The 21,928-nt window shown below is 68.7% G+C and carries 20 protein-coding genes and 1 pseudogene; 11 read left to right on the top strand and 10 right to left on the bottom strand.

What is annotated here, in order from left to right; all coding sequences use genetic code 11:
- The first annotated feature begins 119 nt into the window (after positions 1–119).
- Positions 120–890, top strand: coding sequence for a hypothetical protein (locus tag KK141_RS06735; protein ID WP_214569009.1), 771 nt, complete (start codon positions 120–122; stop codon positions 888–890).
- On the opposite strand, the gene KK141_RS06730 is transcribed toward KK141_RS06735, so the two are convergent.
- The 4 genes from KK141_RS06730 to KK141_RS06715 all read right to left on the bottom strand — a co-directional run bounded on the left by KK141_RS06730 (position 891) and on the right by KK141_RS06715 (position 5,976).
- The gene (locus tag KK141_RS06730; RefSeq protein WP_345777531.1) at positions 891–2,018 is read right to left on the bottom strand and encodes an SLC13 family permease; all 1,128 of its coding nucleotides are present in this window, start codon (positions 2,016–2,018) and stop codon (positions 891–893) included.
- On the bottom strand, positions 2,009–2,641 hold the full coding sequence (locus KK141_RS06725) for a glutathione S-transferase family protein (protein ID WP_214569005.1): 633 nt from the start codon (positions 2,639–2,641) through the stop codon (positions 2,009–2,011). Before KK141_RS06725 ends, KK141_RS06730 begins: the two co-directional genes overlap by 10 nt.
- Before the next feature lie 153 nt (positions 2,642–2,794).
- Positions 2,795–5,275: an FtsX-like permease family protein gene (locus tag KK141_RS06720; protein WP_214569003.1), complete on the bottom strand. Its 2,481-nt coding sequence runs from the start codon at positions 5,273–5,275 to the stop codon at positions 2,795–2,797.
- Positions 5,272–5,976: an ATP-binding cassette domain-containing protein gene (locus KK141_RS06715; RefSeq protein WP_214569001.1), complete on the bottom strand. Its 705-nt coding sequence runs from the start codon at positions 5,974–5,976 to the stop codon at positions 5,272–5,274. The genes KK141_RS06720 and KK141_RS06715 overlap by 4 nt, the downstream gene beginning before the upstream one ends.
- On the opposite strand from KK141_RS06715, the gene KK141_RS06710 reads away from it, so the two are divergent.
- The 3 genes and pseudogenes from KK141_RS06710 to KK141_RS06700 all read left to right on the top strand — a co-directional run bounded on the left by KK141_RS06710 (position 5,975) and on the right by KK141_RS06700 (position 8,502).
- Positions 5,975–6,607 carry an arylesterase gene (locus KK141_RS06710; RefSeq protein WP_214568999.1) on the top strand — a complete coding sequence of 211 codons (633 nt, stop codon included), beginning with the start codon at positions 5,975–5,977 and terminating at the stop codon, positions 6,605–6,607. The two genes, KK141_RS06715 and KK141_RS06710, sit on opposite strands and share 2 nt — an antisense overlap.
- A 109-nt stretch (positions 6,608–6,716) precedes the next feature.
- Positions 6,717–7,415, top strand: a pseudogene (locus KK141_RS06705) (response regulator transcription factor); the annotation flags it as partial.
- Positions 7,416–7,581: 166 nt separating this feature from the next.
- Complete coding sequence (locus tag KK141_RS06700; protein WP_250901607.1) at positions 7,582–8,502, top strand: HAMP domain-containing sensor histidine kinase; 921 nt, start codon at positions 7,582–7,584, stop codon at positions 8,500–8,502.
- A gap of 100 nt (positions 8,503–8,602) precedes the next feature.
- On the opposite strand, the gene KK141_RS23105 is transcribed toward KK141_RS06700, so the two are convergent.
- Entirely contained in the window at positions 8,603–9,958 is a 1,356-nt protein-coding gene (locus KK141_RS23105; protein ID WP_214568995.1) for a 3-oxoacid CoA-transferase, read from the bottom strand.
- Positions 9,959–10,107: 149 nt separating this feature from the next.
- On the opposite strand from KK141_RS23105, the gene KK141_RS06690 reads away from it, so the two are divergent.
- From KK141_RS06690 to KK141_RS06680, 3 genes are all read left to right on the top strand, one after another.
- Complete coding sequence (locus KK141_RS06690) at positions 10,108–10,479, top strand: BlaI/MecI/CopY family transcriptional regulator (protein WP_214568993.1); 372 nt, start codon at positions 10,108–10,110, stop codon at positions 10,477–10,479.
- Positions 10,466–11,743, top strand: coding sequence for a M56 family metallopeptidase (locus tag KK141_RS06685; protein ID WP_214568991.1), 1,278 nt, complete (start codon positions 10,466–10,468; stop codon positions 11,741–11,743). The genes KK141_RS06690 and KK141_RS06685 overlap by 14 nt, the downstream gene beginning before the upstream one ends.
- Positions 11,744–11,873: 130 nt before the next feature.
- Entirely contained in the window at positions 11,874–12,863 is a 990-nt protein-coding gene (locus KK141_RS06680; protein ID WP_214569433.1) for an isoaspartyl peptidase/L-asparaginase, read from the top strand.
- A gap of 103 nt (positions 12,864–12,966) precedes the next feature.
- Here the strand turns inward: KK141_RS06680 and KK141_RS06675 are convergent, their stop codons facing one another.
- The 5 genes from KK141_RS06675 to KK141_RS06655 form a co-directional block, all read right to left on the bottom strand.
- Positions 12,967–13,428: a hypothetical protein gene (locus tag KK141_RS06675; RefSeq protein ID WP_345777530.1), complete on the bottom strand. Its 462-nt coding sequence runs from the start codon at positions 13,426–13,428 to the stop codon at positions 12,967–12,969.
- Positions 13,425–14,594 (bottom strand): sialidase family protein, encoded by a 1,170-nt coding sequence (locus KK141_RS06670; RefSeq protein ID WP_214568989.1) that lies wholly within the window; start codon positions 14,592–14,594, stop codon positions 13,425–13,427. The genes KK141_RS06675 and KK141_RS06670 overlap by 4 nt, the downstream gene beginning before the upstream one ends.
- Positions 14,595–14,609: 15 nt before the next feature.
- Entirely contained in the window at positions 14,610–16,850 is a 2,241-nt protein-coding gene (locus KK141_RS06665; protein WP_214568987.1) for a TonB-dependent receptor, read from the bottom strand.
- A gap of 111 nt (positions 16,851–16,961) precedes the next feature.
- Complete coding sequence (locus KK141_RS06660) at positions 16,962–17,525, bottom strand: response regulator transcription factor (protein ID WP_214568985.1); 564 nt, start codon at positions 17,523–17,525, stop codon at positions 16,962–16,964.
- A gap of 82 nt (positions 17,526–17,607) precedes the next feature.
- Complete coding sequence (locus KK141_RS06655; RefSeq protein ID WP_214568983.1) at positions 17,608–18,903, bottom strand: ATP-binding protein; 1,296 nt, start codon at positions 18,901–18,903, stop codon at positions 17,608–17,610.
- A 112-nt stretch (positions 18,904–19,015) separates the two neighbouring features.
- Here KK141_RS06655 and KK141_RS06650 point away from each other — a divergent pair, with 112 nt between their 5' ends.
- From KK141_RS06650 to KK141_RS06635, 4 genes are all read left to right on the top strand, one after another.
- Positions 19,016–19,390, top strand: a complete 375-nt coding sequence (locus tag KK141_RS06650; RefSeq protein ID WP_214569431.1) for a diacylglycerol kinase — start codon at positions 19,016–19,018, stop codon at positions 19,388–19,390.
- A 70-nt stretch (positions 19,391–19,460) separates the two neighbouring features.
- On the top strand, positions 19,461–20,084 hold the full coding sequence (locus KK141_RS06645; protein WP_214568981.1) for a LemA family protein: 624 nt from the start codon (positions 19,461–19,463) through the stop codon (positions 20,082–20,084).
- Positions 20,085–20,091: 7 nt separating this feature from the next.
- The gene (locus KK141_RS06640; protein ID WP_214568979.1) at positions 20,092–20,994 is read left to right on the top strand and encodes a TPM domain-containing protein; all 903 of its coding nucleotides are present in this window, start codon (positions 20,092–20,094) and stop codon (positions 20,992–20,994) included.
- Entirely contained in the window at positions 20,994–21,497 is a 504-nt protein-coding gene (locus KK141_RS06635; protein WP_214568977.1) for a TPM domain-containing protein, read from the top strand. Before KK141_RS06640 ends, KK141_RS06635 begins: the two co-directional genes overlap by 1 nt.
- The last annotated feature ends 431 nt before the right edge of the window (positions 21,498–21,928 follow it).

Genomic DNA, 21,928 nt, shown 5'->3' with positions numbered 1-21,928 from the left:
GACGGGCATCGTCGTCGAGAACGCCCCTGCCAACTGGCGGTTGACCCATTGCGCCGGCCTTGCAACCTTTCGGCGCGCGGCTGCATCAGAAGGCCGAACGTCCATCAAGGAGCCACCCCATGCGTCACCTCTTCCTCGCCAGCCTCCTGCTGCTGCCGCTCGCCGCGCAGGCCGACGACTGCAAATTCCAGGCCCCCCGCAATCTCCAGCTCGACCTGGGCGGCGTGCGCTCGGTGCAGATCGACCTGCGCAGCCACGACCTGCACCTGCGCGGCGACAGCGGCGCGCGCGGCGGCGAACTGACCGGCCGCGCCTGTGCGTCGAGCCAGGACCTGCTGGACGACCTGGTGGTCAGCCAGCGCCGCCAGGGCGACGTGCTGATCGTCGAACTGGGCCGCGAGCACACGCATTGGGGTATCGGCCGCAGCTATGCCAACCTCGAGGTCAACCTGAAGTTGCCGCCGGCCATCCCGGTCACCTTGAACGGCGGTTCCGGCGACGCCTGGGTCGAAGGGATGAAGCGGCTCGATGCCCATGTCGGTTCGGGCGACCTGCACGTGAAGGATCTGGACGGCCCGCTCAGCGCGAGCATCGGCTCGGGCGACCTGGATGCCAGCCGCGTCGGCAGCGTCGAGCTGGGCGCCGTGGGTTCGGGCGACTTCAAGGGCGAGGAGATCAAGGGCGACGTGCGCGTCGGCAGCATCGGCTCCGGCGACGTGTCGGTGAACAACGTCGGCGGCAGCGTGCGTGTCGACACGATCGGCTCCGGCGACCTCACTGCGCGCAACGTGGGCGGCGATCTCTCGCTGGGCGCCAAGGGCAGCGGCGACGTGAACTACTCGGGCGTGCGCGGCAAGGTCAACGTGCCGCGCGATCGCGGTGACGACTGATCAGCTGAACCAGCGCGCCGCGAGGTAAACCAGCGGCGCGCACACCAGCAGAAACGGTACCGACACCCGATGGAACAGCCGCAGCCCCTGCCGCTGTTTCGCCAGGCGCAAGGCGATCAGGTTCGCCAGCGAACCGATCGCCACGCCGAAACCGCCCACGTTCGCCGCCACCGCCAGCGCCATCGCATCTGGCGCGCGTTCCAGCAGCAGCACCGTGGCGGGCACGTTGCTGATCAGCTGCGAAGCGAGGATGCCGCTGGCGTAGAGATGCAGCGGCTGGTTCAAGTCCACCGCGCTCATCAGCTGCCCCACCCAGGGCAGCGCGGCGAAATGGCCCAGGCCCAGGAAGATCGCGGCGAAGGTGGCCAGCAGCAGCCAGTCGATGCGCAGCAGCAGGCGCCAGTCCAGCAGCGCGAACGGAATCAGCAGCAACAAGGCGCCGATGGTGGCGTGGCCGTGCTCCATCATCAGCACCATCATCGCCAGCGCCACGATCGACAGCGCCGCCTGCGTGGCGGACACCGCATGGCCATCGACCTGCTCGGCGCGCAGCTCCACCTTTTCGCGCGGCAGCCAGCACCAGGCCAGCAGCGCCACCAGGGCGAACATGGTGGCCGCGGCCGGCAGCATGCTGCCGACGAATTGCAGGAAGGGCAGGCGCAGGTACTGCCATACCAGCAGGTTCTGCGGATTGCCGATCGGGCTGAGCGTGGAACCCGCATTCACCGCCAGCGCTTCCAGGATCACCAGCCGCAGCACCGGCAGGTTGGAGATGCCGCCGGCCGCCACGGTGAGCGGCACGATCAGGAACAGGCTCACGTCGTTGGTCAGCACCATCGACAGCAGCGCGGTGATGCTCACCAGCAGCAGGCCCAGCGCGCGCTGCGAATGCGCGCGCGCCACCAGCAGGCCGGCCAGGTGCTGCACCAGGCCGCTGTCGCGGATGCCCTGAATCGCAATCATCAAACCCAGCAGGCCGGCGATGGTGGGCAGCTGCAGCCAGCGTTCGTATTTGCTCCACGGTTGTGGATCGGCCAGCGCCAGCAGCAGCGCCAGCAGGGCGAAGGCGGCGAGCAGCCATTCGTCCCTGAGGCGCTGGCGCCAGGTTTTGCCGGCGCTTACTGCCACTCGCTGAGGCCTTCCAGCTCGTAGAGTTTTTTCCAGCTCGGACGCGCGCGCACCAGGTCGGCCAGGCGCTTGAGCGCGGGCCATCCGGTGGCCGGCCGCGGCATGTTTCGCGACCAGCGCAGCAGCATGGTCAGCATCAGGTCGGCACCGCTGAACTGCTCGCCGAGCAGATACGGCCCGTGCGCCGCGAGCTGCGCGTCGAGGCGGTCCCACACGCTCTCGATGCGCCGCTGGATCGCCGCGCGGATCGCCGGCGGGTGTTCGTCGTAGCCCAGCTCGCGCGGATAGAACCACAGCCGGTACGCCGACATCAGCGTATTGCTCAGATACACCACCCACTGCTGCCAGGCCTCGCGCTCGGGCGTGCCGGCGGGCGGGATCAGGTTCGCTTCCGGGTGGCGCTCGGCCAGCATCAGCAGCAGCGCACCGGATTCGAAGCGTACGGTGCCGTCGATGCTCAGCGCCGGCACCGTGCCACCGGGATTGAGCTGCAGATATTCGGGCGAGTGCTGCGCGTCGCGCTCGAAATCGACCAGCTCCAGGTGATACGGCGCGCCGATTTCCAGCAGGGCCAGATGCACGACCATGCTGGCGGTGCCGGGGGAGTAGTAGAGCGTGTACATGGGGAAGCCCGGTGGTGTGGACCGGGCGATCTTAGCCGGCAGCGCTCACCGTAGGTTGGGGTGAGCCAAAGGCGAACCCCAACATGGCCACGTCGGGACGCATCGCATGGTTGGGGTTCGCCTGCGGCTCACCCCAACCTACGTCATGCGCGGTCACGACTCCCGCAGCAACTGCATCGGCGAGGTGCGCGTGACTTTGCGCGTGCCGGCCAGCCCCAGCAGCATCACCGCGATGGCCGCGGCCAGCGCGGCCAGCAGCAACGGCCCCAGCGGCGGCACGAAGCCTTCGATGCGGAACACCGCGCGCCCCATCCACCAGCCCGCGCCCGCGGCGCCGAACGCGGCGGTGAGGCCGGCGACCAGGCCGAGCAGGGCGAACTCGCAGGCCGCCGCCGCGCGCAGCTGCCCGCGGCGCGCGCCCAGGGTGCGCAGCAGCGCCGCTTCGTGGCGCCGTTCCGCCGCGCTGGCGGCCAGGGCCGCGGCCAGCACCAGCGCGCCGGCCAGCAGGCTGAAGGCCAGCACCCAGCGCACCGCGTGGCTTACGCGGTCGACGATGTCGCGCACGCGGTCGAGCAGGGCGTCCACGTCGATCAGGCTGAGATTGCCGAAATCGCGCGACAGCCGGGCCATCGCTTCCGTATTGCCGCGCGGCACGTAGAAGCTAGAGATCCAGGTGTGCGGCAGCTCCTTCGCGTGCGCGGGGTCGAGCAGCAGGAAGAAGTTCACGCGGAACGAACTCCAGTCCACCTGCCGCACGCTGGCCACGCGCGCCTGCACCGTGCCTTCGCCGACGTTGAAGCTCATGGTGTCGCCGATCTTCAGGCCGAACATGTCGCGCCACATGGTGTCGACGGAGACTTCGGCCACCGGCGGACTGGGGCCATTCCATGCGCCGGCCACCACGCGGTTCGAAGGCGGCAGTTCGTCGGTCCACGACAGGCGCAGCTGGCGGTCGCTCCAGTCCTTGGCGCGCTCGTCCTGGAACTTCAGCTGGTCGATCGGGCGGCCGTTGATGGCGGTGAGCTTGCCCACCGCCAGCGGCAGCATGTTGAGCTGCTGCGCGCCGAGCTTGCCCAGCGCCTGCTCGAAGCCGGGGCGCTGGTCGTCCTGCAGGTTCAGCACGAACCAGTTCGGCGTGTCGGACGGCAGCTCGCGGCGCCAGCCTTCCAGCAGCGCGGGCGCGACGATCGCCAGCAGCAGCAGCGCGACCAGGCCCAGGCTCAGCGCGGTGGCCTGCAGCAGGCTCATGCCGCGGCGGCGGGCCAGCGCGGCCAGGCCCAGGCGCAGCGCCGGATGCGCGCCGGGCGCGACGCGCCGCGCGAACCACAGCAGCGCCGCCGCCAGCAGCGCGGCCACCGCCGCCACGCCGGCCAGGCTGGCGGCGAGGATGCCGGCCATGCGCGCCGAGCCGCTCTGGCTCCAGATCAGCGCCAGCGCCACCAGCACGGGGATGAAATACAGCGCGTCGAAGCGGCGCACGCGGCGCGCCATGCTCTCGCGGAACACCGCCACCGGCGGCACTTCGGCCAGCCGCGCCAGCGGCGGCAGGGCGAAGCCGGCCAGCACCGCCACGCCCATCGCCGCGGCGGCGAAGGCCGGACCCAGCGGCAGTTCCACCGGCACGCTGGTGAACAGCGTGCTGGCGAACGACCACGCCGCCTGCGCGATGCCCAGCGCCAGCGCCACGCCCAGCAGGGAAGCCGGCACCGCCAGCGCGCCCAGTGTGCCCAGCAGCAGGCCGAGCACGCGCCGGCGCGGCGTGCCCAGGGCGCGCAGCAGGGCTACTTCGTTGGTCTTGCGTCGCGCATAGCGCTGCGCGGCCAGCGCGATCGCCACGCCGGCCAGCAGGGCCGAGAGCAGGGCGGTCAGGCGCAGGAAGGCGCTGGCGCGGTCGAACGCGCTGCGCATGCGTTCCTGGGTCTGCTCCGGGGTGATCAGCTCGGCGCCCTGCGGCAGCTTCTGCGTCTGCGCCCAGCTGCGCCAGCGCGCCACCTGGGAGGGTTCGCCGGCCACCAGCAGGCGATGCCGCGCGCGGCTGCCGGCACCGAGCAGGCCGGCCTGTTCGGCATCGGCCAAGTTCATGATCGCGCGCGGCGCCAGGGCGAACAGCTCGCCGCCGTCCGGCTGGCGCAGCAGTTCGGCGCCGATGCGCAGGTCGCGCCCGCCGACCTGCACGGTGTCGCCGGGCTTCAGGCTGAGCGCGACCAGGGCGCGGTGGTCCAGGTACACCTCGCCCGGCGCCGGCCCGTGGCCGATGTAGTCGCCGCGGGCGGCGCGCAGTTCCAGCTGGCCGCGCAGCGGATAAGCCGCATCGGCGGCCTGCACGTCCAGCAACTGGCTCTGCTCGTGGGCGAAGGCCACGCTGGGGAAGCCGGCGCCCTGGGTGATCGACAGGCCCTCGTCGCGGGCCTGCGCGGCGTAGGTGTCCGGCAGGCGCTGCGGCGAGCCGATGCCCAGGTCGCCGCCGATCAGCTCGGCCGCATTGGCCAGCATGCCGCGCTCGATGCGCGTGGCCAGGGTGGCCACCACGCCCAGCGCCACCACCGCCAGGGTCAGCGAGGCGGCCAGCGTGCGCAGTTCCGGCAGATGCCATTCGCGCACCAGGCTGCGCAGGGCCAGGCGCAGCAGCCTCATACGGTGAGCTCCGCCGGGCCGCGGGCGATCACCCGGCCTTCGTGCAGTTCCACCCGGCGCTGGCATCGTTCGGCCAGCAGCGGGTCGTGGGTGACCAGCACCAGGGTGGTGCGGTGGTCGCGGTTGAGCGCGAACAGCAGGTCGCTGACGTGGTGGCCGGTGCGCTGGTCCAGATTGCCGGTGGGTTCGTCGGCGAACAGCAGGCGCGGGCCGTGCACGAAGGCGCGGGCGATCGCCACGCGCTGCTGCTCGCCGCCGGAGAGCTGCGCCGGGTAGTGCCGGCGGCGCGCCGACAGGCCGACGGCTTCCAGCGCCTCGCGGGCGCGCGGGCGGGCATCGTCGCGGCCTTCCAGCTCCAGCGGCAGCATCACGTTTTCTTCGGCGGTCAGCGCCGGCAGCAGATGGAAGGACTGGAACACGAAGCCGACCAGGCGCCGGCGCAGGTCGGCGCGGGCTTCCTCGTCCAGGCTTTCCAGCGCGTTGCCGTCCAGGCCGACGTGGCCGCTGCTGGGCACGTCCAGGCCGGCCAGCAGGCCCAGCAGGGTGGTCTTGCCGGAGCCGGAGGCGCCGACGATGGCGAAGCTCTCGCCGCCGTGCACCTGCAGGCTGACCCCGCGCAGGATGTCCAGCTGCCCCTCGGGGCCGCGCACCGACTTGCTAACATCGCGGGCTTCGAGAAGCGGACGGGAAATTTCGCTCATGCGTCGGATCCTATGGCTGGTGCTGCTGTGGCTGGGCTGCGCGGGCGCCGCAATGGCGGCAAACAAGCCCGGTACGGTGCTGGTCCTGGGCGATTCGCTCTCGGCCGCGCACAACATTGCGGCGGCCCAGGGCTGGGTGCATCTGCTGGAAGTACGTCTGGGCGACATGGAGCCGGGCTGGACGGCGATCAATGCCAGCATCAGCGGCGAAACCTCGCTCAGCGGCCGCAATCGCCTGCCGGCCCTGCTGGAGAAATACCGCCCGGGCGTGGTGGTGCTGGAACTGGGCGCCAACGACGGCCTGCGCGGCCTGCCGCTGCCGGCGCTGCGCGAGAACCTGGCGGCGATGGTCGACGCGGCGCAGAAGTCCGGCGCCCGGGTGCTGCTGCTGGGCATCGAGCTTCCGGTGAACTACGGGCCGCAGTACCGCGACGGGCTGCGCGCGATCTATGCGGACCTCGCCCGCGACAAACGCACCGCGCTGGTGCCGTTCCTGCTCGAAGGCGTGGCCCTCGATCCGGCGCTGATGCAGGATGATGGCCTGCATCCCACCGCAGCCGGCGAGCCGAAGGTGCTGGACAACGTTTGGAAGGCCTTGCATCCGTTGTTGCAGGGAAGTCCCAAAAAGTGAACCTGTAGCCTTTTTGCGTCATTCGCTGAACGAATACGAAAACGTTTCACACCCTACTCACCGGCCGCGAAGTTAGCTTTCACCAATGTGAAGTGCTAGGAGGTAAAGGATGAGTTCTCGCGACGAACAATCTGGTCTGATCCTGTTGGTAGAGGACAACCGGCAGATCGCCGAAATGGTCGGCGAATTCCTGGAGCGCCGTGGCTACTCGGTCGATTACGCCTCCGACGGCGTCAGCGCCCTGCATCTGGCGGTGACCAACAGCTACGACGTGGTGGTGCTGGATCTGATGTTGCCGGGCATGGATGGCCTGGAGGTGTGCCGCAAGCTGCGCAAGGAGGCGAAGAAGTCGACGCCGGTGCTGATGCTGACCGCGCGCGACACCCTCGAGGACAAGCTGGTCGGCCTGGAATCCGGCGCCGACGATTACCTGGTCAAGCCCTTCGAAGTGCGCGAACTGGAAGCGCGCCTGCGCGCCCTGATCCGCCGCGATCGCCGCCAGGTTTCCACCGAAGTGCTCACCGTTGGCGACATGACGCTCGACACCGCCACGCTGCGCCTGACCCGCTCGGGCAAGGAACTGACCGTCTCGCCGATCGGCCTGAAGCTGCTGGCGATCCTGATGCGCGAATCGCCGCGCGTGGTGAGCCGCCGCGACATCGAGCGCGAGATCTGGGGCGACACGCTGCCCGATTCGGACACGCTGCGCTCGCACCTGTACAACCTGCGCCGGGTGATCGACAAACCCTTCGACCGCGCGCTGCTGCACACCATCCACTCCGCCGGCTATCGCCTGGCCGACCTGGATGCGGAAACCCCGGGCTCGAAGTCCGGCCTGGACCTGCCGCGTTCGCCGCTGGATGCGGAAGGGCATTCGTCCAAGAACCAGGTGGCCTTCCTGAAGTAACCCGATGGCCGCATCGTTTTCACCACCAGCGACGGAAGGCTCCCGCCGCGGCGCCTTCCATCGCCGCATGGCCTGGCTTTTCGGCCTGCAGACGGTGGCGGTGGCCGCACTGTGCGTGCTCGGGGTGACCCAGGTTCTGCCGGCGCTGGCGGTACTGGGATCGATCGTCGCGCTCGGCGCGCTGGCCTGGCTGATCGCGCGGCGCCAGTGGCGCCAGGTGCGGCGGCTGGCCAAGGCGGTCAGTACCTGGGACGAGCGCAAGGCCGATATCGGCGAATGGACGCCGGGCGAGCTCCCCAGCCGCGCGGACGCGGACATAGCGGCGCTGGCCGAAGGCCTGTACGGCTTCGCCCACCGCATCGCCGGCTACAACCAGCGCGAGCGCAACTTCACCCGCGACGCCAGCCACGAGCTGCGCAGCCCGCTCACGGTGATCAAGATGTCGGCCGACATGCTGGCGGACGAACCCACCCTGGGCGAGTTCGGCCAGCGCTCCGTGCAGCGCATCAAGCGCGCCACGCGCGAGATGGAAGCGCTGGTGGAAGCCTTGCTGATCCTGGCGCGCGAATCCGACAAGGGCCTGACCGAAGAAGACTTCGTGGTCAACGACGTGCTGGAGCGCGAACTGCGCGACGTGCGCGAACTGCTGGAAGGTCGCCCGGTGACACTGCGCCTGGACGAACCGGCGCGCTTCGCCCTGCACGGTTCGCCGCGCGTGTTCGCGGTGCTGTGCTGGCAGCTGATCCGCAATGCCTGCCAGCAGGCGGAGGAAGGCACCATCGTGATCACCGTGCATCCCGGCGCGGTGACGGTGACCAACCGCGTCGACATGGGGCCGGACAAGGTCGACCGCCACGGTTTCGAACTGGCCATCGCACAGCGCATCAGCGAGCGCTTCGCCTGGCCGCTGGAACTGCAGACGCGCGACGGCAACCAGCACGTGGCGCGCATCCGTTTTCCGCAGCCGCTGCCGGCGAGCGCCGCGTAGGTTGGGGTGAGCCGCAGGCGAACCCCAACATCGGTATATCGGTGTGTTGCGCATCGTTGGGGTTCGCCTGCGGCTCACCCCAACCTACGCCGGCCGAGCATCAGCCCAAGGTCGACGCCACCGCGAAATCGCAGCCCGTCTTCGCCTTCACCTCTTCCACCGTCACGCCTTCCTGCAGTTCGATCAGGGTCAGGCCCTTGCCTTTCTCCACTTCGAACACGCACAGGTCGGTGATGATCAGGTCCACCACCTGCTTGCCGGTGAGCGGCAGATCGCATTCGTTCTTGATCTTCGGCGTGCCGTCCTTCGCGGTGTGCTCCATCAGCACCACCACGCGCTTGACGCCGCTGACCAGGTCCATGGCGCCGCCCGGGCCCTTGACCATCTTGCCCGGCACCATCCAGTTGGCCAGGTCGCCGGTGCAGGAGACTTCCAGGCCGCCCAGGATCGACAGGTCGATATGGCCGCCGCGGATCATCGCGAACGATTCGGCGCTGGAGAAGAAGCTCGAGCCGGGCAGGGTGGTGATGGTCTGCTTGCCGGCGTTGATCAGGTCCGGGTCGACGTGCGCGTCGTCCGGGAACGGGCCGATGCCGAGCAGGCCGTTCTCCGACTGCAGGGTGACGTCGATGCCTTCCGGAATGAAATTGGCCACCAGGGTGGGAATGCCGATACCCAGGTTCACGTAGAAACCGTCGCGCAGTTCCTTCGCCGCGCGCTGCGCCATGGCGGTGCGCAGCGGGCTTTCCTTGCCGGTGTTGGCGCCGGCGATGGTGCGGAACTCGATGCGCTTCTCGTACGAGGGCCCCTGGATGATGCGGTCGACGTAGATGCCCGGCACGTGGATCTGGTCCGGCTCCAGCGTGCCGACTTCCACCAGTTCTTCCACTTCCGCCACGCAGATCTTGCCGCAGGTGGCGATCATCGGATTGAAGTTGCGCGCGGTCTTGCGGAACACCAGGTTGCCGAGGCGGTCGCCCTTCCATGCCTTGACGATGGAAACGTCGGCGTGGATGGCTTCTTCCAGCACGTATTCCTTGCCGTCGAAGACCTTGGTTTCCTTGCCTTCGGCCAGCTTGGTGCCGAACGCGGTGCGCGTATAGAAGCCGGGGATGCCGGCGCCGCCGGCGCGCAGCTTCTCGGCCAGGGTGCCTTGCGGCACCAGGTGCAGCTCCAGTTCGCCGGCCAGCACCTGGCGCTCGAATTCCTTGTTCTCGCCCACGTACGAGGCATACACGCGCTTGACCTGGCGGGTCTTCAGCAGCGGACCCATGCCGAAATCGTCCACGCCCGCGTTGTTGCCGACGATGGTCAGCCCCTTGGTGCCCTTGGCGAGCAGGGCGGCGATCAGATTCTCGGGAATGCCGCACAGGCCGAAGCCGCCGGCGGCGATGGTCATGTCGTCGAACAGCAGACCGTCCAGGGCCTGCGCCGCGCTTGCATAAACCTTGTCCATTGCGATGCCTTCTAGCAGGGAGAGCCAGCTGCCAAGGATACGACGGATCGGTGTCCGCACATGCTGTACCAAGGTCGCAGCCGGCGCTTGACGAGTTCGTTTACGCGTGTAATCGTAATTGCGATTACGCATGTAAACGGAGATTCGCCATGTCGATCAGCGAGGCCGAGGCCGTAGTGATGGACGTGCTGTGGCGCCGCGCGCCGCGCAGCGCGGAAGAGATCCTGGCCGAGGTCGGGCCGGCGCAGGGCTGGCAGGAAGGCACGGTGAAATCCCTGCTCAACCGCCTGCTGAAGAAGAAAGCGGTGAAGGCCGAGCGCGAAGGGCGGCGTTATCTGTACGCACCCAGGCTCACCCGCGAGCAGTACGTGTCGCAGGAGAGCAAGGGCTTGATCGACCGCCTGTTCGACGGGCGCATCGCGCCGCTGGTGGCGCACTTCTCGGAGCAGCGCAAGCTGAGCCGCAAGGACGTGGCGGAACTGCGCAAGCTGCTGGAGGATCTCGACGATGAGCAGCTCTGAGTGGCTGTCGCGGCTGTGGCTGGCGCAGCTGGCTTTCAGCATGGCCTGCGTGGCTGTGCTCCTGTTGCGCCGGCCGTGCCGGAACTGGTTAGGTGCGGAGCGTGCGTTCCAGCTGTGGATGCTGCCGCCGCTGGCGATGCTGATCAGCCAGCTGCCGCATGCGCCGGCGCCGACCGCCGGCGCGCCGACCCTGGTCTACGTCATTGCCAGCGCGGGCGGCGCGCTGCCGGCGCTGGCGGACCGGTCGCGCGCGGGCATCCACGCAGCGGATCTGCTGCTGGCGCTTTGGGTGCTGGGCGTGGCGGTGGTCGCCACGTGCGGATGGCTGCTGCAGCGCCGTTATCGGCAACGTCTGCGCGGTGCGCATCGCTGCGAGGAGCGCTCCGCGCGCTGGCCGGTGTGGCTGGCGGCGTCCGCGGATGTCGGCCCGGCGCTGCTCGGCGCATGGCGTCCGCGCATCGTGCTGCCGGCGGATTTCGCCACGCGCTACGACGCGCAGGAACAGGCGCTGGTGCTGGCGCACGAACAGGCGCATGCGGATCGGCGCGACGGCCTGTGGTCGCTGTGCGCGCTCATAACGCTGGCATTGTGCTGGCCGCATACCTTGGCGTGGTGGTGCTGGCACCGCTTCCGCCATGACCAGGAACTGGCCTGCGATGCCGCGGTGATGCGCGTGCACCGCGGCCGGCGCAAGCAGTACGCCGAAGCGCTGCTGAAAACCCAGATGGCGGCGATGGCGCTGCCGGTGGGCTGCACCTGGTCTCCCCGTCATCCACTTACGGAGCGCATTGCCATGTTGAAAGCCAAGCCCGATTCGATCCTGCGCCGCCGCCTCGGCAGCATCGCGCTCGCTGCCTGCACCATCGCCATGGCAGGCGTGGTGTATGCGGCCACGCCGGCAGCTGCCGCGCGCACGGCGGGAGCGGCGCACCGCTATGCGCTGCAGATCGATATCGGTTACGACGGCGAAGCGCCGTCCACGCATATGCGGCAATGCCTCAAGCAAGGCGTCCCGGTACAGGTGAGCGGCAGCGCGGATGGCGTTCCGGGTTGGCATGCCAGTTTCGCCGTAGTTCCCGTCGATGGCGGCCTGCTGGAAGTGCGCGGCGATCTCAACGGCGGCAACCTGGACCACCCCGTGCATCCGGCCGTGCGCACCCGGCCCGGCGAGAAGGCGACGATCCAGGTCGGCGAAGTCAACCACAGCGATCCGAAGGCCTCGATCGGCCTGCGCATCGACCTCACGCCGCGCCTCGGTTGCTGAGCCGTCCGGGCGCGACATTCTGCTGAGTACGGGCGGAAAGGCTGGCTATACTCGCCCCGACCATTCGGGGAGAACGACCGTGAAGTTGCCTTGCCTGCTTGCCGCCTTCGTGCTGCTGGGAGCGTCCGCCATGAGCCATGCCACGACCCCGGTGCTGGTCATCCACGGCGGCGCCGGCGTGATCAAGCGCGATATGAATCCCGCCCGCGAGAAGGCCGTGCGCGCCGCGCTGGCCCAGGCGCTGCAGAACGGCTACGCCCAGCTCAAGGCGGGCAAGCCGGCGATGGATGCGGTGACGGCGGCGATCACCGCGCTGGAGAACGACCCCAACTTCAACGCCGGCAAGGGCGCCGTGTTCACCCACGACGGCAAGAACGAACTCGATGCCGCGGTGATGGATGGCTTCACGCTCAAGGCCGGCGCGATCGCTGGCGTGCACCGCGTAAAGAACCCGATCCTGCTGGCGCGCGCGGTGATGGACAAGAGCCCGCACGTGATGCTCGCCGGCGACGGCGCCGAGGCGTTCGCCAAAGAGGTGGGCATCGAGCTGGTCGACCCGTCGTACTTCCGCACCGAGGAGCGCTGGCAGCAGTTGCAGAAGGCGCTGAAGGAAGACGCCGAGCATCGCCAGCACGAGGACGTGGAAACCGCCAAGCATTTCGGCACGGTCGGCGCGGTGGCGCTGGACACGCAAGGCCGCCTCGCCGCCGGCACCTCCACCGGCGGCATGACCAACAAGCGCTGGGGCCGCATCGGCGATTCGCCGCTGATCGGCGCAGGCACGTATGCCAACAACGGCTGCGCGGTGTCGGGCACGGGTTGGGGCGAGTTCTATATCCGCACGGTGGCGGCGCACGAGATCTGCATGCGCGTGACGCAGATGCGCGTGCCGCTGAAGCGCGCCGCGGCCGAGGTGATCAACCAGGAGATTCCCTCGATGGGCGGCAATGGCGGCGCGATCGCGCTGGATGCCCAAGGGAACGTGGCGATGCCGTTCAATACGGACGGGATGTTCCGCGGGTGGATCGGCGAGGATGGGAAGCCGCACGTGGCCATCTACGGCGATGAGGATGACGGTACGCACGATCCGCTGCCGGCATCCGAGAGCAGCGCGGAGTAAAGCGCACCGCCTGGCGTAGGTTGGGGTGAGCCGCAGGCGAACCCCAACAAGACGCGGCGTTTGGTGCTGGCGATGTTGGGGTTCGCCTGCGGCTCACCCCAACCTACGGAATCGTGGCGAACTTATCCGGCGTCAACTGCCCGCTGATGCCCTTGCGCGTACCGTCCGCGCGGATGATCAAGGTGCGCGGCAGCTCGCCGCCCCAGTTCGGATCGATCAGGTAATTGATGCGCTCCGGCGTCGCTTCGGCATAGGCCCGCGAAGGAAGCGTGTCGACACCGGCCGCGTGCAGCCGTTGTTCCAGCGCGGCGCTTTCGTCGACGCTGTCGGTCGCGACGGCGATCAGTTCGATCTCGCGCGGATGCGCGCGCTGCAGCTTCTGCAAAGCCTGCAGATTCGATTCGCAATACGTGCAATCCAGCCCCCACAGCGCCAGCACGCGCACGCCGTGAGCGGGCGGCTTGAGCAGGGCGGGCACGTCGTCCGCCGTCAAGGCGACAGGTGCGCCGGCCTGCGCCGCGAACGGCAAGACCAGGCACAGAGCGAGCAGCGCGCGCCGGATCACAACGCCTCCGTCGGCACCACGCGGAAGCCGCTGGTGGTATTCCAGGCGACGAACGCGCGGTGCTGCCACAGCAGCAGCTGCGGCGCGGCAACGGCGCCCTTCTGATTCGCGACCTCGCGCGCCTCGCCGAAGCTGGCGCCGCCGTCCTGCGATTCGCGCAGCATCAGCGCAAAGCCCTGCGCATTGACCTGATTCCACACCACCCACACTTGCTTGCCGCTCGCCGCCACATCGGCATGGCTGGCGCCGGCGGTGGCGATGGTCTGCAGATGCGCCGGCGCCTTGCCCGGATCGAGCTGGCCGTAATGGATAGCTGGCTTGTCCTTCGCCTCGTACCACACCGCATGGCGTACGCCATCGGCGCCGATCGCCAGCCCCGGGCCGTGATGCGGGCAGCCGGCGATATGCCAGTCGTCGAAGGTCGCGCGCTGCGGTTCGAGCGGACGGCCATCTGCATGCAGCACCGCATACGCGTGGTCGCGGATGTTGTCGCCGAAGATGCTGCGGTAGAACGCGGCGATCTCGCCCTGCGGCGTGCTGGCCAGCGCGATGCGGCAGCACTCGCAGGTTTCGTCGGCGAGCTTGCGTTCGGCGGAGAAGCTGTTGCCACCGTCGCTGGAAACGCTGGTGTAGATCGCGGCGCCCTGGTACGGCTTGCCCTTGGCGGTGGCGGCTTCCAGATCGCGCTTGTCGATCCACGCCATCACGATGCGGCCCTTGCTGTCCACCGCCATCGCATCGAAGCGATGGGTGATCTCGGCGCGGTCGTGATGCACGGTGAGCGGTGCGGAGAAATGCTCGCCGTTGTCGGTGGAACGCGCGAAGCGCACGAAGCCGGTCCACGGCTTGGCGCGCGGCTGCGACCAGCTCACATACAGCTCGCCCTTGGCGCCGAAGGCGATCTTGGGCCGGTTCTCGCCTTCCGCGTAGATCGGCTCGGCCTGCGCATTGACCAGCACCGGTGCGCTCAGCGTGCGGCCGAAATCGTCCGAATGGCGCAGGCGCACATGGCCGTCCGCCGCATCCGCCACCCACAGCCGGCCCTTGCCGTCGAGCGCCGCGCTGGCGCCGAGATCCGGCCCCTTGGGCATCGACATGCCCGCCATGTCATGCGCCGCGGCAGTGGTAGCGGCAAGGCCGAACAACAGGGTGAGGGCTAGGCGCATGGCGCGGCTCCGGTATCAGTAGTCCCAGCGCACTTCGCCGAAGAAGGTGCGGCCGGGATAGGGATGGTAGACCCAGTAATGCTCGTTGGTGAGGTTGTCCACGCCGGCCGAAGCCGTCCACTGCGGCGCGAATTTCCAGCGCAGCTTGGCGTCGGCCACGGTGAAGCGGCTGACCGCGCCGTAGGTATTCACGAAATCGCTGTTGTCGAGCGAACCGTACTGGCGGCCGGAATGGCGTATGGCCAGCGAGGCGTCCCACTCGGGCGTAATGCGGTAATCGGCGACGAAGGTGGCGCGCACCTTCGGGATGCGCGGGAACCACTTGCCGTCAGCCAGCGGGTATTGGCGATCGCTCTGCGTCTTGGCGTTGTTGAACGCGACGCTGGCCTGCAGATCCAATCCGGCGATCCACACGTCCTTCAGCGCCAGCTCGCCCTCGATGCCGCGCACGCGCACCTTGTCCACGTTCTGGATATTGGTGACCGTCGGCGTGACCGTGATGTCGGTCTGCGAATACAGCGAATCGGCGATGCGGTCCTGGAACAGCGATACGCGCCAGTGGCCGTTGGCCAGCGTGCGCAGCAGGGTCAGGTCGGTGGACCAGTCGCGCTCCGGCTGCAGGTTCGGATTGCTGTTGACGATGGCGTTGGCCGAGATGCTGCCCTGGAACAACTCGTTCACCGTGGGGTAGCGCACCGCCTTGCCGCTGGCCAGGCGCAACTGCCAGTCATCCGCGAAGTCCCAGGCCAGCGCGGCCTTGGGCGAGAAGTCGGTGCGCTGGCGTTCGGCGTAGCGCAGCGTGGTGACGGCGTTGGCGCGCAGGCCGTCGTAGGCGCGCCATTGTTCCCAGCGGCCGCCGAGCGTGAACGTCCATGCCGGTGCGAAGCCCCATACGTCCTGCAGATACGCCGCGTAAGTGCGGGTGCGGCCGCCGAAGGCGCTGGTCTGCGCACCGTTGGCGTCACCGCGCCAGTCGCTGGCCTGGCGCACGCGCGAATCGAGCACGTAGCGGTCGCCATGCAGGCCGGCGTACAGCGTGTGGTGTTCGCCCAGCGGGCCGGAACTGCGCAGGTCGGCGGTTTCCCAGCCGGAACCGCCGAGGTCCGCCACCGTGCCCGGGCCGCCGAGCGGGCCGACCGGCGGGGCCAGGCTGGCGGTATGCGTCTGCGAGCGCACGAAGTCGTACTTGCTGCCCACCGCGGTCCAGCGCCAGCCGTTGTCGAAGCGGCCGTTCAACTCCACGCCGTACAGCGCATGCGTCTCGCGCGTGGCGGAAGGCGCCAGGCCGCTGGCGGGCAAGCTCCAGGTGCGGCCGTAGGCGCTGATCACGCCGCTGTAGACCGGCTGGCCGGAGAGATCGCGGATCAGGCTGCGCGTGCGGTCGTCCGCATGGTTGTGCCAGTAGCCGAGGGTGAACAGCGCCGAGATCTTGTCGGTGACATCCACGCCGACCTTCAGCTTCGCCTGCGTCTGCTCGGTGTGCTCGATGGTGTTGGCGCCGTAGACCAGGCGCGGCGAACCGTTGGGGTTGCGATCGAGCGTGGCGCCCTGCACCGGCACCGCGCGCGCCGCATTGCCGCCCGCGGTGGCGGTGGCGTATTGCATCGGCTGGCCGTCGTTATCGAGCTTGTTGAGCGCGAGCATCCAGCTCCAGCGCCCCTGCTTGTTGCCGAGCGTGGCGTTGAAGTTGCGGCCGTTGTAATGGCCGCCCGCACCGTAACTGTCGGTGAAATGCTGGCTCATCACCTGGGCGCTGGCGCTGGCCACGAAGGTCTGCGGCAGGCGCGTGTGGATCAGCACCGTGGTGCCCATCGAATTGCCGGGGTACAGCGCCGAATAAGGCCCGTACAGCACGTCGACCGCGCCGATCTCCTCCGGCGCCACCATGCCCCAGCGCGGCGCGCCGTCATAGCCGTTGGTCATCAGGTTGGACAGCAGCAGGCCATCCGCATAGACCAGGCTGCGCGCGCTCTGCAGGGTGCCGGCATTGCGGCCGCTGATCACCGCGTTTGGGTCGCCGATATAGCGCTTGCGCACCTGCAGGTTCGGCGCGTACTTCAGCGCGTCGGAGCTGTCGGTGACGTTGTGCTTCTGCAGCTGCTCGCGGCTGACGCGCACCTGCACGCCGGGCGTTTCGGTCACCTGGGTGTCGCTGGCGTGCACGTGCACGGCTTCCAGCGTGCTGGCCTGCTGCGCGAAGGCAGGTGCGGCGAACAGGGCCAGGGGGAGGACGCGGAGGCGGAGCGGTCGGTTCAAAGTCGTACCCTGGACCCAGGTCAAGGGTTGCGAGGATAGCCGCGCTCCCGTGAGGAAAAAGGCGGCGCGTTGTCGCAGGCCGTGTTTCCGTTTACCTGCTTGTTGCCCGGCTTATTCCTGGTCCGGGCGCTCCCGCACCGGATGCTTGCTCAGCTTGCGCTGCAGGGTCCGCCGGTGCATGCCCAGCCGGCGCGCCGTTTCCGAGATATTCCCGTCGCATTCCGTCAGCACCCGCTGGATGTGCTCCCACTCCAGCCGGCGCAGGGCCAGCGGGGCTTCCGGGGCGTCCAGCAGGTCGTCGTCGGTGCTGGGGGCGTCGCCTTCCAGCAGGGCGCGCACCACGGCGTCGGCGTCGACCGGCTTGGCCAGGTAGTCGTGGGCGCCGCGCTTGATCGCTTCCACCGCGGTGGCGATCGAGGCGTAGCCGGTGAGCAGCAGCACGCGCATGTCCGGCACCAGGGAACGCAGTTCGGGAATCAGGCGCAGGCCGTTTTCATCGCCCAGCTTCAGGTCCAGCACGCAGTAGCGCGGATGGTGGCGGCGGGTGAGGGCGCGCGCCTCGTCGGCGTTGCCGGCGGTGAGCACCTCGAAGCCGCGCGAGCTCAGCGCCCGGGCCAGCACGCGCGCGAAGGTCGCGTCGTCGTCGATGATGAGCAGGGGCTGCTGGTCGGTCATGAATGCGGTTCCCGGGGGATTGGCCGCACGTATTGTCGCGCAAGCCTGACCGGCGGGGCCGGGGGCGCGGCGAAGTGTCCCGTCAGCCGTCCTTGGCCTCCACCACGGCCAGCGGCAGGCGCAGGCGCATTTCCGCGCCGCCGTCGGGGGTGTTGGTGGCGGTCAGCTCGCCGTGCAGCCGTTCGGCGGTGGCTTCGGCCAGGGCGATGCCGATGCCCAGCCCGGTGGGCTTGTGCGACTGGCCCACCACGGCCGGTGCGCCGGTGGGCGTGAAGCCGGGGCCGTGGTCGCGCACCACGAATTCCAGCCAGCCGCCTTCGCGGTGGGCGATCAGGTCCACCGCCTGCGACTGGTTGAGCGCGGACGCCTCGAAGGCGTTGTTCAGCAGGTTCAGCAGCGCATGGCGCAGACCCGGCGGCGTGCGCAGCACGATCTCGCCGGCGTCGTCGTCCATCTGCAGTTCCAGGTCGGCTTCCGGGCGCAGCAGCTGGAAGCGCTCCAGCGCACCGTGCACGAAGCCGTCCAGCGTGGTGCATTCGGGCACCTGCGAGAGCTGCGCCTTACCGAAAGCGACCATCTCGCGCAGGATCGTGCGGCAGCGCTCCACCTGGCCTTCGAGCAGGGCCAGGTCCTCGCCCAGCACGGTGTCGGCAGCGTGTTCGCGGCGCAGTTCCGGCAGCAGGGTGCGCATGGTCGACAGCGGCGTGTTGAGCTCGTGCGCCGCGCCGGCGGCCTGGGTGGCGATGGCCAGGATACCCTCGTCGCGCAACGCGCGTTCGCGCACGCGCTGCATCTCCACTTGCTGCAGCCGCACCGCGCGCGCCAGCCGGTTGGTGAAGAAGGCCAGCAGCAAGGCGGAAATCACGAAGTTCACGCCCATGCCGGCCACGTGCAGGGTGAAGCCGTTGGGCCCGAACGCGTGCTCCGGCATCGGCAGCGGCACATACCAGCCCAGCAGCACCACGTAGGCCACGCCGGCCAGGATCGCCACCGCGAAGATCGCGCGCACCGACAGCGTCGCCGCGGTGAGCGCGATCGGCACCAGCAGCAGGGTGATGAAGGGATTGCTGGCGCCGCCGGTGAAATACAGCAGATAGCCCAGCACCAGGGTGTCGGCCGCCACGTGCAGGATGGTTTCCCATTCGCGCAGCGGGGTGGGCTGCGACAGCCGCCAGGCGGCGTAGACAGCGAACACCGCCAGCGTGCCGATGCCCACCAGCAGCGGCAGCAGCGGGATATCCAGCTTCATCCACAGCGCGCAGACCAGCACCGCCACGCTCTGCCCGGCGATGGCGCAGATGCGCAGCCAGGCCAGGGTGCGGGTGAGGGCGGTGGGGCCGATGCGCTGCTGGGCGAGGGAACGTCTCATGACCGGCATTCTAGCGGGCGCCTCCGAAGCGCCGGGGCGCTATGGCATCATGCCGCGTTTGTGGCAGGACCCGGCCGGCAGCCCGCCGCCCCGGGATGCCCATGAGCACGGACTTACAGCTATGGCAGCCAGCGGCATCCGCGGACCCAAAGAAATCTGGAACGCCTTCAAGTGGTCGATGAAGGGCTTGCGCGCCGGCTGGCAGCACGAGGCCTCGTTCCGCCTGGAGGCCTGCCTGGCGGTGGTGTTGGTGCCGCTGGGCCTGTGGCTGGGCAACGGCCCGCTGGAAAAGATCGCCCTGGTGCTGCCGGCGGTGCTGGTGCTGTCGGCCGAGTTGCTCAATTCGGCGGTGGAAGCGGTGGTCGACAAGGTCAGCCCGGAATTCCACGAACTGGCCGGCCGCGCCAAGGACATGGGTTCGGCCGCGGTGTTCCTGCTGCTGATGATGACGGTGCTGAGCTGGGTGCTGATCCTGGCGCCGCGCTGGATGGTGTGACACCCGTCAGATTGCGCAGCTCCTTGCGGAATGCTGCAATGTGGCGTCTACCGGATCGGAGTCCACGCCCATGAAATTCCTTCGCGCGATCGCCCTGCTGTTGCTCGTCCTTGGCCTCTCCGGCTGCGGCTATAACGCCATGCAGCGCCAGGACGAAGCGGTCAAGGCCGCCTGGTCCGAAGTGATCAACCAGTACCAGCGCCGCGCCGACCTGGTGCCCAACCTGGTCAATACGGTGAAGGGCTACGCGCAGCACGAGGAAAAAGTGCTGACCGAAGTGACCAATGCGCGCGCCAAGGTCGGCACCATGCAGCTGAGCCCGGACGCGCTGAACGATCCGCAGAAGCTGCAGCAGTTCCAGCAGGCGCAGGGCCAGCTGTCCAGCGCGCTGTCGCGCCTGATGGTGGTGAGCGAGAACTACCCGCAGCTGAAGGCCGACGGCCTGTTCCAGAACCTGCAGGCGCAGCTGGAAGGCACCGAGAACCGCATCACCGTGGCGCGCAACCGCTATGTGCAGTCGGTGCAGGAATACAACTCGATGATCCGCACCTTCCCGAACAACCTCACCGCCAAGATCTTCGGCTACCAGGTCAAGCCGAACTTCACCGTGGAGAACGAGAAGGCGATTTCCACCGCGCCGACCGTCGACTTCGGCACCAGCGCGGCGCCGGCTCCGGCCGCGACGACGCACTGAGGTGACCGTGCGGCGCCTTTCGCGCCTGCCGTTGTTGCTGCTGGCCCTGCTGCTGCTCGCGGCAGGGCTGGCGCCGCTGCATGCGGATGACGCAGCGCCCAAGCTGGCGCGCCACGTCACCGACCTCACCGGCACGCTCACCGCGCAGCAGGTCGACCAGCTCGACGCGCAGCTGGTGGCGCTGGAACAGCGCAAGGGCGCGCAGCTGGTGGTGCTGATGGTGGGCAGCACGCAGCCGCAGGATATCGAGAGCTATTCGCTGGCCGTGGCCGAGGCCAACAAGATCGGCCGCAAGGGCACCGACGACGGCCTGCTGCTGCTGATCGCCAAGAACGACCGGCGCGTGCGCATCGAAGTGGGCTACGGCCTGGAAGGCGCCATTCCCGATGCCGCCACGGCGCGCATCACGCGCGAATACATCGCGCCGAAATTCCGCAGCAACGATTACTTCGGCGGCATCAGCGACGCCGTCGGCGCGCTCACGCAACTGATCGACGGCGAGGCCTTGCCGCCGCCGATCGAGCCGGCGCACCGCGAGCGCCGCAGCGGCCTGGGTTTCCAGGAAATGCTGTTCATCGGCATCTTCGCCGGCCTGTTCCTGCGCGGCATCTTCGGCCGGGCCCGCATCTGGCTCCGCACGCCGCTCGGCGCCGGCCTGATCGGCGGCCTGCTGTGGCTGCTCGCCGCCAGCATGGGCGCCGCGGCACTGGGCGCGATCATCGGCGGCGTACTGATGCTGCTGCCGGCTGGCGCCGGGCGTTCCATCGGCGGCGGCGGATGGGGTGGTTTCGGTGGCTGGGGCGGCGGTGGCGGTTTTGGTGGCGGTGGTTTCGGCGGCGGCGGTGGTGGCGGCGGTTTCAGCGGAGGCGGCGGCAGCTTCGGCGGCGGCGGCTCCTCGGGGAGCTGGTGATGGGACGCGCCCAACGTTTCTTCGCGAATCTGAGCGGTGCGTGGTTTCTGCTGCGCAGGGCGTTCGGGCCTGCCGTGCTGGATGAGATGACCCGCGCTATCGCCGAAGGTGAGCGGCGCCACAAGGGCGAGGTGTGTTTCGCCGTGGAGGCGCGGTTGTCGCCATGGGATGTGCTGGAGGGGCTCGATGCGCGCCGGCGCGCGGAGCAGGTGTTTGCGCAGTTGCGCGTGTGGGATACCGAGCACAATTGCGGTGTGTTGTTTTATGTGTTGCTCGCTGAGCATCGCATTGAGATCGTTGCCGATCGGGGGATTGCGGTTGCTGTGCCGCAGGCGGAGTGGGACGCGATTTGTGCGCGGATGCGCGAGTGTTTCGCGCGGGGGCAGTGGCGCGAGGGGAGTCTCGGGGGGATTGGTGCTGCGCATGAGTTGTTGGCGCGGCATTTTCCGGGGGATGGCTCCGGGAAGCCGGATGAGTTGCCGGATCGGCCTGTGTTGCTTTAGTGGGTTTGGCGTTGCCGCCGAATGCTTCGTCATCCCAGCGGAAGCTGGGGTCCAGTGACTGTCTCGCCTGGTTTTCGCGTTAACGCGACTTGGCCGCTTATGCAGCGGGCATTTCGTGCGCCTGCCGGCGCCCGAGTCACTTTTTCTTTGCTGGCCCAAAGAAAAAGTAACCCAAAAGAAATGGCCTGAGAGCAAAGGCTCGCGACGCGACTAGAAGGAGCGGTGGGCGGCCGCGGCAACGGATTAACCAGAGTCGACACGAAACGACCGTGCGTTTACGTAGCGGGTGCTTCAACGTGCCGTTGCGAAGAGGATGTTCAATGACTGAGGCCAGTTTTTGGGTTTAGCCCTGTTCGTTGCGTAAGCGTACGGCGTAGGTTGGGGTGAGCCGCAGGCGAACCCCAACGTGGCGAGGCGCGTGAAGGTGCGAG

Origin of the sequence: Dyella sp. LX-66 (assembly GCF_018599165.1) — a bacterium.
GTDB lineage: Bacteria > Pseudomonadota > Gammaproteobacteria > Xanthomonadales > Rhodanobacteraceae > Dyella_D > Dyella_D marensis.
Note: the sequence above shows the minus strand (reverse complement) of the source record. Positions and strands in the feature narration are given on the sequence as shown.

Excerpts from the sequence above, each read along its gene's own strand:
- KK141_RS06735 (WP_214569009.1), top strand. The coding sequence starts at position 120 with ATGCGTCACCTCTTCCTCGCCAGCCTCCTGCTGCTGCCGCTCGCCGCG.
- KK141_RS06725 (WP_214569005.1), bottom strand. The coding sequence starts at position 2,641 with ATGTACACGCTCTACTACTCCCCCGGCACCGCCAGCATGGTCGTGCAT.
- KK141_RS06720 (WP_214569003.1), bottom strand. The coding sequence starts at position 5,275 with ATGAGGCTGCTGCGCCTGGCCCTGCGCAGCCTGGTGCGCGAATGGCAT.
- KK141_RS06710 (WP_214568999.1), top strand. The coding sequence starts at position 5,975 with ATGCGTCGGATCCTATGGCTGGTGCTGCTGTGGCTGGGCTGCGCGGGC.
- KK141_RS06715 (WP_214569001.1), bottom strand. The coding sequence starts at position 5,976 with ATGAGCGAAATTTCCCGTCCGCTTCTCGAAGCCCGCGATGTTAGCAAG.
- KK141_RS06700 (WP_250901607.1), top strand. The coding sequence starts at position 7,582 with ATGGCCTGGCTTTTCGGCCTGCAGACGGTGGCGGTGGCCGCACTGTGC.
- KK141_RS23105 (WP_214568995.1), bottom strand. The coding sequence starts at position 9,958 with ATGGACAAGGTTTATGCAAGCGCGGCGCAGGCCCTGGACGGTCTGCTG.
- KK141_RS06690 (WP_214568993.1), top strand. The coding sequence starts at position 10,108 with ATGTCGATCAGCGAGGCCGAGGCCGTAGTGATGGACGTGCTGTGGCGC.
- KK141_RS06685 (WP_214568991.1), top strand. The coding sequence starts at position 10,466 with ATGAGCAGCTCTGAGTGGCTGTCGCGGCTGTGGCTGGCGCAGCTGGCT.
- KK141_RS06680 (WP_214569433.1), top strand. The coding sequence starts at position 11,874 with ATGAGCCATGCCACGACCCCGGTGCTGGTCATCCACGGCGGCGCCGGC.
- KK141_RS06670 (WP_214568989.1), bottom strand. The coding sequence starts at position 14,594 with ATGCGCCTAGCCCTCACCCTGTTGTTCGGCCTTGCCGCTACCACTGCC.
- KK141_RS06660 (WP_214568985.1), bottom strand. The coding sequence starts at position 17,525 with ATGACCGACCAGCAGCCCCTGCTCATCATCGACGACGACGCGACCTTC.
- KK141_RS06655 (WP_214568983.1), bottom strand. The coding sequence starts at position 18,903 with ATGCCGGTCATGAGACGTTCCCTCGCCCAGCAGCGCATCGGCCCCACC.
- KK141_RS06650 (WP_214569431.1), top strand. The coding sequence starts at position 19,016 with ATGGCAGCCAGCGGCATCCGCGGACCCAAAGAAATCTGGAACGCCTTC.
- KK141_RS06645 (WP_214568981.1), top strand. The coding sequence starts at position 19,461 with ATGAAATTCCTTCGCGCGATCGCCCTGCTGTTGCTCGTCCTTGGCCTC.
- KK141_RS06635 (WP_214568977.1), top strand. The coding sequence starts at position 20,994 with ATGGGACGCGCCCAACGTTTCTTCGCGAATCTGAGCGGTGCGTGGTTT.